The organism is Streptomyces sp. NBC_01707 (assembly GCF_041438805.1).
Taxonomy (GTDB): Bacteria; Actinomycetota; Actinomycetes; order Streptomycetales; family Streptomycetaceae; genus Streptomyces.
In genome coordinates, this window is the sequence record NZ_CP109190.1 from 9,133,089 (window position 1) to 9,145,353 (window position 12,265).

Here is a 12,265-nt window from a genome sequence, read left to right on the forward strand (position 1 = left end):
ACGACAGGCCCGCTCATCCGGCAGCTACACCGATTGGCTCAGCCCGCTCGCCGGTCCCCAGCCCGGAGTCCGCAGCGCCGCCGAGCGGCCCCGGACCGTCAGTGTGCTTCCGCCGTCGGGGCACAGTGTGGCGGCAAGTGCCCGCGGCCCGTCATCGGTGGACGGTCCCGGTCCGGGCGTACCGGCCCGGGGTGACGCCCACAACTCGCTTGAAGTGCCGGGTGAGGTGGGACTGGTCGTAGAAGCCGACGGCAGTAGCCACCTCGCCGGCCGGCTGTCCGTCGAGCAGCAGACGACGGGCCAGGTCGACGCGACGGGACATCACGTACTGATGCGGGGCGATGCCGAAGGCGCCGCTGAAGGCTCGCACGAGATGCGTGGGGTGGGCGTGTACCAACCGCGCGGCTTCTTCCAGAGCGACGCCTTCGAGCAGGCGCTCGTCGAGGAGGTCACGCAGACTCCCGGCGATGTCGCGGTCGGGCGCCGCGCCACCGAGGACCAGCCTGGGGCGCAGATGCTCGCGCAGTCGCTCGCCGATGAAGGCCAGACGGCTCTCCGCCTCGAACTCGTCTCCCCGGTTCGCGAGAGTCGTGTGCAGCTGTCCGACGCGTCTGCGCAGCACAGGATCGGTGAGGTCCGGGCCGTCCACCGCCGGCCCGATGAAGCTCTCGTCCAGCTGTGTCGTGTCGAGGTAGAGCACGCGCTTGCGAAATCCCTGAGGGGTGGCCGGCGAGCCGTTGTGCGGGATCTGCGGCGGGAGCAGACTCACGGTGTCGCTCGGGGTGCCGCGCTCGTAGCGGTCCAGGTCGTAACGGACCGCGCCGTCATCGACGATCAGCAGCGTCCAGGCGTCGTGGACGTGCATGGGGTAGGCGTGCTCGGTGAAGTGTGCGTGGAAAACCTCCACGACGCCCGCCACTGGGGGGCGCCAAGCGGAGATCTCCTGCCGGGGCATCACGCAAAGAACGTACAAGACGCGGAAGGCGCGAACCCAGGAGTCTCGAAGCATGAGAAATGACGATGAGACCGAGACCGGAACCGGGATCGAGACCGGCGCATGGGATGAGAACGTGCCCGTCCGCTTCGACACCAAGATCGCTGTTCTGCTGCGGGAGGATCTTGAGTCCTGGCAGCGGCTGAATGTGACCGCCTTCCTGGTCAGCGGGCTCGGCACGGTGTCACCCGAGGTGATCGGCGAGCCGTACGCGGACGCCGACGGCACCGCGTACCTGCCGATGTTCCGCCAGCCCGTGCTGGTCTTCGAGGGGACGAAGGAGGTGTTGACCGCTGCGCACGGCCGTGCGCTGTCGCGGTCGCTGCCGAGGGCCGTGTTCACTTCGGATCTGTTCGGCACGGGCAACGACCGGGACAACCGGGCAGCTGTACGGGCCGTTGGAAGGGACCAGCTCGATCTGGTGGGGATGGCTGTTCACGGGCCGCGCAACGCGGTGGACAAGGTCCTCAAGGGCGCGCGCATGCACCCCTGAGCGATGTCCGATCCCGGATCCCGATCACCGGAACTCGGGCGGTCACGTGCCTTCCGAGGGAGGCGGCCATGGCCACGGCGAGGATCAGACGCCCGAGGGGTCTGCCGCGACCGTGGAGCGTGGCAACGAGGTTGCCGACGGGGCGGCGGTCGCAACAGGGCCGCCCCGTCGATGACAACTGTCCTGCTTGGTGTGCTGGGCACCCCCCAGCCGGCCGGCAGCGACAGTGACACCCTTCGTGCTGCCACGGCTGCTGAGCTGACACACGTCAGTCGGAACCTGGTCGAACAGAAGTGGGACCAAGGATCTCGGTGCTGGACCGGAGCGTGCGAGCGACGGCGTGGGGGAGGCCCACTCCCGCACCGCCGCACGCCGACTCGGCCCCGCACGACGAGGTTCCGGCCGGAGCGTCACCGGACCGCCCCCTGGTGGCGACTAGATGGGCGCTCCTGAGGATCCTCAGCCGGCCACTTTCTCCTGCTGAGGCTCGGCCGCGGCAGACTCCGAATCGGCCGTCGCGGTGTAGAAGACGGACGAACCCTGCTTGGTGCGCTGAGCCTGGCTCTTGGCGACCAGCCCTTCGAGGGTGGTACGCACAACGGTGGTCTTGACGCCGCGGTCAGGGTGGTCCTGCGTGAGCGCGGCGGAGATCTCGGTGGCGGACCGCGGCTCGCTCTGCTGCCCCAGGTGACTGCGGATCAGGTTGACGAGCGTCGGCTTCGCGTCTGTCTTGGGTGCCTTCGCGGAAGAAGCCTTGGCGGTGGAGGCCTTCGCGGACGGGGCTTTGGCGGAGGAGGCCTTCGCGGACGGGGCTTTCGCGGACGGGGCCTTGGCGGCGCTCTTCTTGGATGCCGTCGCCTTTGCGCTCGTGGCGGCCGCCTTCTTCGGCTTGCCCTGCAGGGGTTCGGCGGTGGCCTGACGCGGTACGGTCGGCGCGGCCGTGGTGTCTGCCTCGCCGGCCGCGTTCGCGCCGCCGAGCGCCTCCCGCATGCTCACCAGCACGGAGTGGTCGTGCTGCAGAGCACCCAACTGCTGCTGCAGCGCCTCGATTTCCGCACTGATGCGTTCCTGCTCCTTGACGTTGCGCTCAAGGTCGCCCGTCACCTGGGCGATGTACTGCGACGTCAGTCCTGTGGCGTGGGCCTGAATTTCAGTCATGTCATGGGCCTTTCTGCAGCTCGCGGGTACGGCGGTGAAGAGTACGAACCTGGTCCGCGAGTGAGTGGAGGCAGGTGCCCAGGCTGTGCCGACCGGGTCACCCGCAGGACATAACTGCCGCAATGTGCAGCAGTGTCTAGAGATAGTACGCACGAGGAGAGCCCTCATGTGCCAGTCGGGTGATGTCTCACCCTTCCCTTCAGGGTGAGGAACCAGTGGATGCGAGGCACACGACGACGAGACCGACAGGGGCAATGTCACTGTCGCAGCCCCGTGCGGACCACCCGGACCTGCACCCGAGACAGGCGCCAGGTGACTTCGCCGGCATGCCGGTGGACGGGGCGGACGGGACTTGCGCTGCGTCGGGCAACGGCCATTGAAGGCGTTCGAACGTGGTGCCGTCCCATGGCAACCGACGGGGGACCGTCCATCGGCATCTCCGGCCGCCTGCTGCGACCGGTCCCAAAATCCTTCAGGAAGTGGGACGTTCAGCTGCTACGACCCTCCACCGCTGTGGCGACGTCGTCGAGGTCCTTCGCGATCGCCTTGCTCACGGCCCGTGCGCCCACACCGCCCAGGACCTTGGCGAGCAGGCCGGTGAAGCCGCCGGCCGGCTCGGCCGTGAAAGTCATGCGGACCGTCGTCGTCGCCGGGCCGTCCGCCCGCAGCGCCCACTCCGAGACGTAGTGGGTGCCATGGGATTCGGCTTCCGCCACGTAGCGCTCGGGCGGCTCGCTCGCGGTCACCCACATCTCCTCGGTGGCTTCCTTGCCGAACATGCGCCGCGTCTCGCGCCAGTGTGTGCCCACGTCGAAGGCTCCGTCTGTGAGAACCTCGGTCTTCGATACGCCGCTCAGCACCTGCGCCATGCCCCTGAGATCCGTGAGGGCTTCCCACACGGTCCCCTGGGATGCGGCGATGCGGCGCTCGACGACGACTGTCCTGCTGGTCATGGACCCCATGGAACCACTGTGGTCCGGCAGCCGCCTGCCGCAGCAGTGCACCCGGGCGGGCACATGCTCGTGTGTTCACCGAACGCTGCCCACCTCAGAAGTGGGTGGCGATTCCGAAGGCACGCCGGAGCTGGGCCATGTCGTGACGGTCATGGTCGGTCGGCTCGTAACCCTGGTGGAAATAGACCTGCTGCTCGGCCGAAAGACAGGGAACCGGCGTGTCACCGATCATGCCGGTCACGAAGCACGTCGCGGGATAGACGAACGGGCGCTCTGCGTCGAGGGATGCCTGCAGGGCGGAGCCGTCCGCTGCAGGAGTGAGGGGGTGGAGGTCGATTTCCCGTCCGTCCGATGCTGCGACCACGAACCGCACGGGCCGCCAGTTCAAGGTCTCGACGAACCCGACTCCGTTCAGGGCTCTCACAACATCGTCCTCCCGGTCCTCGGGGTGCATGAGATCCAGGTCGCGGTGCTCACGGGTCTGCTTGCCGAGCAGGGCGTCTATGCCCCAACCCCCGCCGATCCAGACTCCGACCTCGGCCCGTCGCATCAGCGCAAGCACGGACAACACGTCATCAGCTGTCATCACCCCGAGCACGCTAGTGCACCGAGACCTGTGCGGGCCGAGTGGAGCCGGATCACCTTCTCACCTCGGTGGTGCCGCTTCTGTTACCGCACGGGAGTCCGAAGGACCCGGACGGAACACCATCTGTCGCTGGACATGCGTCATGATCAGGCGAGTTCGAGTCCGCCGTCGACCGTGAGCACCTGCCCGGTGAGCCAGGCGGTCTGCGCGTCGGCCAGACGCAGGATCCACTCGGCCACTTCATCGGGTTCACCACGGCGGCCCAACGGAATGCGTGCTGCCTCGGCATCCTTGAGGTGTTGGATTTCCCCGGCGGACAAGCCTGCGCCGGCCAAGGCTCCGCTTTCGGTGGGGCCAGGAGCCACTGCGTTGACCCGGATGTTGTCGGGCGCCAACTCCAGTGCCCAGCTTCGGGTCAGCTGTTCGATCGCAGCCTTCGAGGCACCGTAGTGAGAGGCGTGAGCGATGGGCCTGTGCCCGAACGTACTGCTGACGTTGACGATCACCCCCTGGGAGCTCCGCAGGTACGGAAGGGCGGTGCCGGCCAGAAGGCTCGGAGCGGTGACGTTGGTGGCCAGTAGCTGGTTGATGCCTTCGGCGGTCACCTGACCGAGGGGCATCATCGCGAGGACTCCGGCGTTGTTGACCAGGACGTCGACGCGGCCCCATCGATCGACCGCGGCCCGCACGATCCGCTCGGGTGCGCCTTCGGCACTGACGTCGACATTGAGCGTCTCGATGGCCGGGTGGAGATCGGCCGTCTCCTGCAGCGCCTCCGCTCGTCTCCCGACTCCCAGCACCCGCGCGCCCTCCTTCGCGAACGCCAGTGCGGCAGCTCGCCCGATCCCGGAGCCGGCGCCGGTCAGGATCACGACTTGGTTGGCAAATCGGCTGGACATCACTGAACACATCCTTGTTGGTCGATGTACATCGAAGATCGAAGAGGTTGAGGAACGAGCCGACTACGGGCCCCGGCGGCCAAGCCGACCCTCAGCCGCCGACCGAAGGTCCTCACTGCCCTGTGCCGTGAGTGCCGTGCAGACGTCGCGGTGGAGCGGGACCACTGTGTCCATCCCGGTCAGCCGATAGGCCTTCTCCAACGTCGGCGAGAGACCTGCAAGGGCCACTGAGGCGCCGACCTGGCTCGCGCCGCGGTATGCGGACGCGACAGCTCCCATGCCGCTGGAGTCCCAGAAGGACAGCAACGAGAAGTCCAGTACCAGTTTCCGGGCGCCTGCTGCGATTTCCTGCAAAGCGGTGGCTCGCAGCGCGCCGGCAGTGGCCCAGTCGACAGCGCCCGTCACGGCGAGGACGACGCGACCGTCGCGCATACGCGTGACATGGATGCAGAACGGCCTGACGGCCGAAGCCGTGGTCGGTCGATTTCCGGGGCAGTCATGGCAACGGGGCGGGCACGCAGGCTGGTCGTGACAGTTGGAGAACATCGACTTCACCCTTCGCTCGCGGTCGGGTGTCCGCTTCCTTGGACGGAACGATTGGTCCCGGTCCCGTCGCCCGCCGATCGGTGCCAGGTCTGACGGCGCGCGTGCCGGACCATCCGGTGTCGATCACGTGAACCATCGAGAACCGACGTTCCGTGGTGGCCATGAGTACTCCGGTTGTGATCGCAGTTGCGGGTTCGTCGGGTATGACCGGCCCACCTCGTCATTTGTGACATGACGGCCATGGGGCCTCGGCCGGGTCGCCGACAACCGGCGGACCAGGTTGCGCGCCCGTCGGCAGCAGAGACGCACATCAGATTCTCCGTGCTGTCACACTTCGCCTCGCCGTCTTGTCAGTGCTGCGTAACTGTCGACGCGGCATGGGAGAAGCAATGAAGGACATCCTTGTCATCGGTGGGGGATTCGCCGGCGTATGGAGTGCGGCAGGGGCCGTGCGCGCCACGCGTGAGGCAGGCGAGGAGGTGCGGGTGACCCTGATCAGTGGTGGTGACGATCTGGTCGTGCGCCCCCGTCTCTACGAAGAGGAGCCGGAGAGCAAGCGGGTTCCTCTGGACCGCGTTCTCGGGCCCATCGGAGTGCGCCGGGTCACAGCGACGGTGACCGGTATCGACACCGGTGCCCGGACGGTTCGGGCCGTCGGGCGAGCAGGCGAGGACCTGACCCTGTCGTACGACAAGCTCGTGCTGGCCGCCGGCAGTCGGCTGGTGCGCCCTGACTTCCCGGGCGCGCGGAACGTCTTCGACGTCGACACCCTGTCCACGGCGGCTGCGTTCGATCATCACCTGCGGCGGCTGCCGCAGCGGGCACCGTACCCGGGCCGGTACACGGCCGTCGTGGTGGGCGCCGGCTTCACCGGCCTGGAAGTGGCGACCGGCCTGGGCGACCGGCTGCGGGCGATCGCCGACGCACACGGCGCGGGCGAGGAGGTGCGGGTCGTTCTGGTCGACCGCGCTGACGTCCTCGGACCGGAGCTCGGCCCTGGACCCCGCCCGCAGATCGACGGAGCGGTCGACGAGCTGAAGATCGAGCGACGCCTGGGACGCACTGTGGCGTCGGCCACCGCCGAGGACGTCACCCTCTCGGACGGTGAGGTGATCCCCACGGCGACCGTCGTCTGGACGGCCGGCATGGTCGCCAGTTCTCTGACGGCACAGATTCCGGGGGACCGCGACCGTCTGGGACGGCTGAGCGTGGACGCCTACCTGCGGGTGACGGGAGTCCCTGACGTCTACGCCGCCGGCGACACCGCCTCCGCTCTCGCGGAGGAAGGGCATTACACGACGCAGAGCTGCCAGCACGCCCAGCCGATGGGGAAGTTCGCCGGACACAACGTGGCCGCCGACCTCCTGGGCACGGACCCGCTGCCTTTCACTCCCGATCCCTACGGTGTGTGCCTGGATCTCGGGCCGGCCGGCGCCGTGGTCACGCAGGGCTGGGACCGCACGGTCCAGATGACCGGCGAGGGCGCCAAGTCCCTCAAGCGGGACATCAATACGCTGTGGATCTACCCCCCGGTCGATGACGCCGAGCAGATCCTCGCCCAGGCAGGCCGCTTCTCCAACCTCTGACAGCGCGGGCGGCCGCGCATCACGCGCGCCGGTCCTGAAGGATCACGGCCGGCCGCGCTGACGAACGCCGTCGCGGACAGGCATCGCTCTTGCTCGGTGAGCGCGATGCCTGTCCCGCGGTGGGCGCCGGTCCCGCGAGTGCCCGTTCCCGCCGTACGTCCGCGGGACGTCCGAGGCGTCGGCCAGGACCGACGACCGGTGAGGGTTCCTCCCCGACTCATGTCGGCCGTTCGGGTTCTGTGTCGTCGGCTTCGACAGATCGGGTCACACATCAGTGGAGTACGCGGTCATAGCTATGAGGAGCACGTTCTCGCAATGGCCGAGGAGCACACATGTACACGTCCGAACGACGGATCGCCGGGTCCGTCCTCGTCGCCGGTGGGGAGGGTCCGGCCTGCGCGACGCCGTCGAGCTCGCCGGAGGCAGGGGCGACGTCCTCGCGGGTGGGCAGGCGACCGAAGACGGACGGATTCGGTCCGGTCAGAGGATCACGGGACCGGGGTCGACGGCCTGTACGCGATCGGCGTGGAGCGGCCTGCACCCTTGACCCTGCGAACCGCAGGTCATTCCGGTGCGGTCCGGTCCCGGGCCGGTGGAAGTGCCGGCCGCACCACCGGCCCCGACGACATGCGGCCTCCATGCGTGAGGTCTCGACCGCCGGTAATCCCGTCGAGTAGCAAGGGTCACGAACCATGTCGTCGAAGAACGATCCAGCGGAAGACGTCGAGAGCCTTCAGGAGGCCGAGGCGGTGTTCCGCGATGTCCGCGGTCGCATGTTCGGGATCGCCTACCGAATGCTGGGCAGCGTGAGCGAGGCGGAAGACATCCTCCAGGAGGTCTGGATCCGCTGGCAGACCTACGACCGGTCCAAGGTGCAGAACGCGCCGGCGTTCCTCGCGACGACCACCACGAGGCTTGCGATCAACGTCCTGCAATCCGCGAGGGTCCGTCGTGAGACCTATGTCGGCCCGTGGCTGCCGGAGCCGGTCGACACCAGCAGTGACCCGGCGCTGGGCGCCGAGCGCGGCGAGGCTCTGGAGGTCGCGGTGCTGATGCTGCTGGAGAAGCTCACGCCTACGGAGCGGGCGGCATACGTTCTGCGGCAGGCGTTCGACTACCCGTACGAGCAGATCGCGGAGATCATCGGTCAGACGAACGCGAACGTACGCCAGTTGGTGAGCCGGGCGCGGAAGCATCTGGCCGCGGAGAAACGTGCGAGTGTCGCGGCCGACGAGCACCAGCGGTTTCTGACGGCGTTCGTGGCGGCGGCGCAGACAGGGAACGTGGCCGCATTGGAGGAGCTGTTCGCACAGGACGTCGTCTCGTATGCCGACGGCGGAGGGGCCGTTCGGGCGTCGAAGTTTCCCGTCGTGGGCATTCACCGTGTGGCGAAGTACATCCACGCTTTCGCCGACACCTTCTGGTCGGGTGCGACGGTGGAGCAGGTCGAGACCAACGGCCGGGCCTCGGTGCGTCTGTACCGTGACGGGGACGTCTTCGCCGTGGTCACAGTGGGTGTGAGCGCAGACGGCATCGACCGGGTGCTGTGGATGATGAACCCGTCGAAACTCTCCGCCGTGGCCACCTGAGCCTTCCGCCCCGCCCCCTCCCACCGGGCGCGGGGGATCGGCTGTCCCGGCGGGAGCGACAGAGGGCGCATCGCGGCCACGCAGCGGCCGTGCGGCGCCCTGTCCCGGGCTTGTGCGAGTCCGTGTCCGCTCCGGCACCCGACGCGAGCCCGGTGGCCGCCGTCCGACGCACCAGCAGAAAGGACCATCCCCCATGGATGAGAACCACGACGAGGACCTGTCCATCGCTGAAGTCAGCGAGATACCGCAGGTGGGGCGGACACACGTCGCTGCACGCATATGCCTCGACATCCTCGACTCCGCCCGGCACCGGCGGAAGCTGTACGTGGGTGAGTGGCTGCCTGAGCCGGTGCCGGACGGGACGACCACCGTGTCTTCGACGCCGGTGAGGGCGCTGGACCGGATCACCCTCGACGAGTCCGGGAAAACGGCGCTGACGGTCGTGCCCGCATCCCTGACGCCTGCGGCCCGGGTCGCGTTCGTCCTGCGCGACATGGTCGCCCTGTCGTTCGGAGGGATTGCCGCCATCGTCGGCCGTACCTCGCAGATGTGCGGGAGACTCGCGTTCGCCGCCTGTCGGCAGTTGCGCGACCGGCATCGACGGGAGAGTGCGTCCGATGTGCACACCCGCATCGTCACGGCCTTCTGGGCCGCCTGCGACACCGGCGACCTGCCCGCTCTCGTCTCACTGCTCGACCCGGACGCCACCACGCTCAGCGATGGTGGCGGCAAGGCACGCGCTGCCCTGAAGCCGATCCACGGCGCGGACCGCACGGCCCGTTTCATGCTTGCCGCGCTGTTGCAGTACCCCAAGCTCCGAGCGACCCTGCAATCCGTGAACGGCAAGGCCGGTCTGGTCCTCCGTCATGACACCACCGTGTCCGGTGTCGTCAGTTTCCACGTCCAGGACGAGAAGATCACAGACGTGTGGCTGGTACTCAACCCCGACAAGCTCCGCAGCTGGAACCGCAGCTGACCACTGCGTCCCCCGGCCGCCGGCAAGTCCGGGCGTTCTGCCCGGACTCCGGCCACCGCAACATGGTGCCGTTCGCCCGAGGGGGCCACGCGTCGCAGCTTCCTCCGACAGTTTCCCGCGGCCCCACGGGCCCGGCGTGATGTGGCCAGGACGTGCTCATGTTCCGCTACGGGTGCAGCACGACCTTCGTGTAGCCCTCGATCCGCTTGTCGAACTTGTCGTACGCCGACGACGCCTGATCCAGAGGCAGTTCATGGGACACGACGAAGCTCGGTGTCGCCCGGCCTTCGATGATCATGTCGCGCAGGTACCGGTTGTAGCGCTTCACGTTGCACTGCCCAGTACCGATCCGCAGGCCCTTCTCGAAGAGCTTGCCGATCGAGACGAGAAGCATGCCGTGCTTGGCCTGCTCGTTGGGGCCTCCGGGGTCGGTCGGGACGTAGAGCCCGGGCACGCCGAGCGCTCCGGTGGCCCGGACCGTGTCGACGAGTGAGTTCAGGACGGTCGCCGGTTCCTCGCGGTCCGCGCCCTGAGCCGTCGCCTGGTAGCCGACGGCGTCCACGCCCTTGTCCGTGCCGACGCCCTCGGTCTGCTCCCTGATCTGCTCCACGGGATCGCCCTCGGCGAAGTTGATCGGAACCGCACCGATCTCCCGGGCCTTCTCCAGCCGCTCAGGGACCCGGTCCACGACGAACACCTTCTTCGCGCCGCGTAGCAGGGCCGAGTACGCGGCCATGAGCCCGACCGGCCCGCCGCCGTACACGGCGACGCTCTCGCCCGGGCGGACATCGGCGAGTTCACAGCCGTGGTACCCGGTGGGGAAGATGTCGGCAAGCAGCATGAAGTCGGTCTCATGCTCGTCTCCCGGCGGCAGCTTCAGACAGTTGAAGTCGGCGTAGGGAACGCGCAGGTATTCTGCCTGGCCGCCAGGCCAGGGCCCCATGGCGACATAGCCGTAAGCGCCGCCCGCGAAGCCGGGATTGACGGTCTGACAGTATCCGGTGAATCCCTCCACGCAATTGACGCAGAATCCGCAGGCGACATTGAAGGGCATGACCACGCGGTCGCCTTCTTTGAGCGAGGTGATCCCCTGGCCGATTTCCTCGATGAGTCCCATGTTCTCGTGGCCGAAGACGATGCCGGGCTCAGCTGCGGTACGACCCTCGTACATGTGCAGGTCAGAGCCACAGATCGCGGTCGAGGTGATCCGTACGATCACATCGTTCGGGTGCTGAATCCTGGGCTTTTCAACGTTTTCGACCGCCACGGTGAACGGTCCCTTGTACACAACGGCTTTCACGCCTGCCACCTCCGCTCGGCGATGCACGCATGCTTCCCACCCAGGCCCCGCGATTTTCCGCGTGACCCATCTCTCATGATTCTCCGGCCTGCGCCAACAGACAACCCGGTAATCTCGGGAGAAATGCCCACCCAGGTGTCGCACCGAGATATGGAAAAGGAGGGCGAGGAGTGGCAGCACAACGGCTCGGGACCCTGCTCGTCCCAGTACCTGGCCTGTCCGGTACCATGTACCCGCCCGGAACGACGGTGACTGTCCGTGGTCGCGGCGCGACTGTGGATGCCTTCGTCAACGGCGACTGGCTACCGCTGTCGTGGTGGGAGTTCTCCGACGGCCTCCGCGAGGACATCGCCGACCGCTGACCCCGGCGGGCAGGACGCGTTCGGCGGCCTGTACGGGCTGATGGTTGTGCGAACCGATGAACCGCGGATCCTCGATGATGTGCCGCGTGGCCAGGAGCGCGAATCGGTAACGGGGCTCGGCCGACGACGGCGCGGTGCGGGAACTCCGGCCGATTCCTAGGATGTCGCTCGTGAATACGACCATGACCAGCAGCGGGACCGCTGAACCCGCCATCCTCGGAGTGCCGGAGCTGACCTCCGATCCCGAACTGGGAGCCCGGCTGGTGGAGTCGGCCCACCGGATCCTGGCGGACCTGGTCCGTGGAGGTGCCGCGCTGGGTTGGGTCGAGCCCCCTTCGCGCGATGAGGTGGCAGAACTCCTCGGCCACGTCGTCACTGCCGTGCAGGCCGGGGACGGGGCTCTGCGCGCCGCCTACCTCGACCGCCGGCTCGTCGGGTTGGGGTACTGGCTGCGCTACGTGCGGCCGACTCACCGACCGCACGCCGATCTGGAGAAGATCGCGGTGGATGCTGCTGTCCAGGGTCGTGGCGTGGGTCGGGCGCTGACCTCTGCTTTGATCGCTGACGCCCGGCGGGCGGGTGTGGAGGTCCTCACCCTGGACGCCCGTGGCGACAACAGCGACGCCCTTCGCCTCTACCGGTCGCTGGGCTTCACCGAGTACGGCCGTCTTCCCGACTTCGTCGCCGTCGGTGAACGCCGGTACGACAAGGTCTTCTACATGCTGGACTTCCGCCGACAAGGGTGACACCACGAAGGCAGGGGAGACGACGACATCGCGTTCCCGTACCTTCCCGCCGACGAGGCCCCGGACTGCCGCTCCAA

General features: G+C 67.9%; 13 protein-coding genes. 6 read left to right on the forward strand and 7 right to left on the reverse strand.

Annotated features, from left to right (window positions below; translation table 11 throughout):
- Window positions 1-151 precede the first annotated feature (151 nt).
- Window positions 152-955 (reverse strand): AraC family transcriptional regulator, encoded by an 804-nt coding sequence (locus OG963_RS40795; protein ID WP_371800356.1) that lies wholly within the window; start codon window positions 953-955, stop codon window positions 152-154.
- 52 nt (window positions 956-1,007) lie between these two features.
- Between OG963_RS40795 and OG963_RS40800 the strand changes: the two genes are divergently transcribed.
- The gene (locus OG963_RS40800) at window positions 1,008-1,487 is read left to right on the forward strand and encodes a DUF2000 domain-containing protein (RefSeq protein ID WP_319740287.1); all 480 of its coding nucleotides are present in this window, start codon (window positions 1,008-1,010) and stop codon (window positions 1,485-1,487) included.
- A 459-nt stretch (window positions 1,488-1,946) separates the two neighbouring features.
- Here OG963_RS40800 and OG963_RS40805 read toward each other — a convergent pair whose 3' ends face one another.
- The 5 genes from OG963_RS40805 to OG963_RS40825 all read right to left on the reverse strand — a co-directional run bounded on the left by OG963_RS40805 (window position 1,947) and on the right by OG963_RS40825 (window position 5,515).
- Window positions 1,947-2,645: a BlaI/MecI/CopY family transcriptional regulator gene (locus tag OG963_RS40805; RefSeq protein ID WP_319740288.1), complete on the reverse strand. Its 699-nt coding sequence runs from the start codon at window positions 2,643-2,645 to the stop codon at window positions 1,947-1,949.
- 488 nt (window positions 2,646-3,133) lie between these two features.
- Window positions 3,134-3,598, reverse strand: coding sequence for an SRPBCC family protein (locus OG963_RS40810; RefSeq protein ID WP_319740289.1), 465 nt, complete (start codon window positions 3,596-3,598; stop codon window positions 3,134-3,136).
- A 94-nt stretch (window positions 3,599-3,692) separates the two neighbouring features.
- The gene (locus OG963_RS40815; RefSeq protein ID WP_319740290.1) at window positions 3,693-4,184 is read right to left on the reverse strand and encodes a nucleotidyltransferase domain-containing protein; all 492 of its coding nucleotides are present in this window, start codon (window positions 4,182-4,184) and stop codon (window positions 3,693-3,695) included.
- Window positions 4,185-4,330: 146 nt separating this feature from the next.
- Entirely contained in the window at window positions 4,331-5,083 is a 753-nt protein-coding gene (locus OG963_RS40820) for an SDR family NAD(P)-dependent oxidoreductase (RefSeq protein ID WP_371800063.1), read from the reverse strand.
- 63 nt (window positions 5,084-5,146) lie between these two features.
- Window positions 5,147-5,515: an STAS domain-containing protein gene (locus OG963_RS40825; RefSeq protein WP_319740291.1), complete on the reverse strand. Its 369-nt coding sequence runs from the start codon at window positions 5,513-5,515 to the stop codon at window positions 5,147-5,149.
- A 503-nt stretch (window positions 5,516-6,018) separates the two neighbouring features.
- Here OG963_RS40825 and OG963_RS40830 point away from each other — a divergent pair.
- The 3 genes from OG963_RS40830 (at window position 6,019) to OG963_RS40840 (ending at window position 9,780) form a co-directional block, all read left to right on the forward strand.
- The gene (locus OG963_RS40830; RefSeq protein ID WP_362273897.1) at window positions 6,019-7,215 is read left to right on the forward strand and encodes an FAD-dependent oxidoreductase; all 1,197 of its coding nucleotides are present in this window, start codon (window positions 6,019-6,021) and stop codon (window positions 7,213-7,215) included.
- Window positions 7,216-7,907: 692 nt separating this feature from the next.
- Window positions 7,908-8,804 carry an RNA polymerase sigma-70 factor gene (locus OG963_RS40835; RefSeq protein WP_371800064.1) on the forward strand — a complete coding sequence of 299 codons (897 nt, stop codon included), beginning with the start codon at window positions 7,908-7,910 and terminating at the stop codon, window positions 8,802-8,804.
- Window positions 8,805-8,997: 193 nt separating this feature from the next.
- Window positions 8,998-9,780 (forward strand): nuclear transport factor 2 family protein, encoded by a 783-nt coding sequence (locus OG963_RS40840; protein ID WP_319740294.1) that lies wholly within the window; start codon window positions 8,998-9,000, stop codon window positions 9,778-9,780.
- A 166-nt stretch (window positions 9,781-9,946) separates the two neighbouring features.
- Here the strand turns inward: OG963_RS40840 and OG963_RS40845 are convergent, their stop codons facing one another.
- Complete coding sequence (locus OG963_RS40845) at window positions 9,947-11,080, reverse strand: glutathione-independent formaldehyde dehydrogenase (protein WP_319740295.1); 1,134 nt, start codon at window positions 11,078-11,080, stop codon at window positions 9,947-9,949.
- A 170-nt stretch (window positions 11,081-11,250) separates the two neighbouring features.
- On the opposite strand from OG963_RS40845, the gene OG963_RS40850 reads away from it, so the two are divergent.
- Window positions 11,251-11,442, forward strand: a complete 192-nt coding sequence (locus OG963_RS40850; RefSeq protein WP_371800065.1) for a hypothetical protein — start codon at window positions 11,251-11,253, stop codon at window positions 11,440-11,442.
- A 182-nt stretch (window positions 11,443-11,624) separates the two neighbouring features.
- Entirely contained in the window at window positions 11,625-12,188 is a 564-nt protein-coding gene (locus tag OG963_RS40855; protein ID WP_319740355.1) for an N-acetyltransferase, read from the forward strand.
- Window positions 12,189-12,265: the final 77 nt, after the last annotated feature.

Coding starts and splice junctions, on each gene's coding strand:
- OG963_RS40820 (WP_371800063.1), bottom strand. CDS start 5,083: ATGTCCAGCCGATTTGCCAACCAAGTCGTGATCCTGACCGGCGCCGGC.
- OG963_RS40795 (WP_371800356.1), bottom strand. CDS start 955: ATGCCCCGGCAGGAGATCTCCGCTTGGCGCCCCCCAGTGGCGGGCGTC.
- OG963_RS40800 (WP_319740287.1), top strand. CDS start 1,008: ATGAGAAATGACGATGAGACCGAGACCGGAACCGGGATCGAGACCGGC.
- OG963_RS40825 (WP_319740291.1), bottom strand. CDS start 5,515: ATGCGCGACGGTCGCGTCGTCCTCGCCGTGACGGGCGCTGTCGACTGG.
- OG963_RS40855 (WP_319740355.1), top strand. CDS start 11,625: ATGACCAGCAGCGGGACCGCTGAACCCGCCATCCTCGGAGTGCCGGAG.
- OG963_RS40815 (WP_319740290.1), bottom strand. CDS start 4,184: ATGACAGCTGATGACGTGTTGTCCGTGCTTGCGCTGATGCGACGGGCC.
- OG963_RS40830 (WP_362273897.1), top strand. CDS start 6,019: ATGAAGGACATCCTTGTCATCGGTGGGGGATTCGCCGGCGTATGGAGT.
- OG963_RS40840 (WP_319740294.1), top strand. CDS start 8,998: ATGGATGAGAACCACGACGAGGACCTGTCCATCGCTGAAGTCAGCGAG.
- OG963_RS40810 (WP_319740289.1), bottom strand. CDS start 3,598: ATGACCAGCAGGACAGTCGTCGTCGAGCGCCGCATCGCCGCATCCCAG.
- OG963_RS40805 (WP_319740288.1), bottom strand. CDS start 2,645: ATGACTGAAATTCAGGCCCACGCCACAGGACTGACGTCGCAGTACATC.
- OG963_RS40835 (WP_371800064.1), top strand. CDS start 7,908: ATGTCGTCGAAGAACGATCCAGCGGAAGACGTCGAGAGCCTTCAGGAG.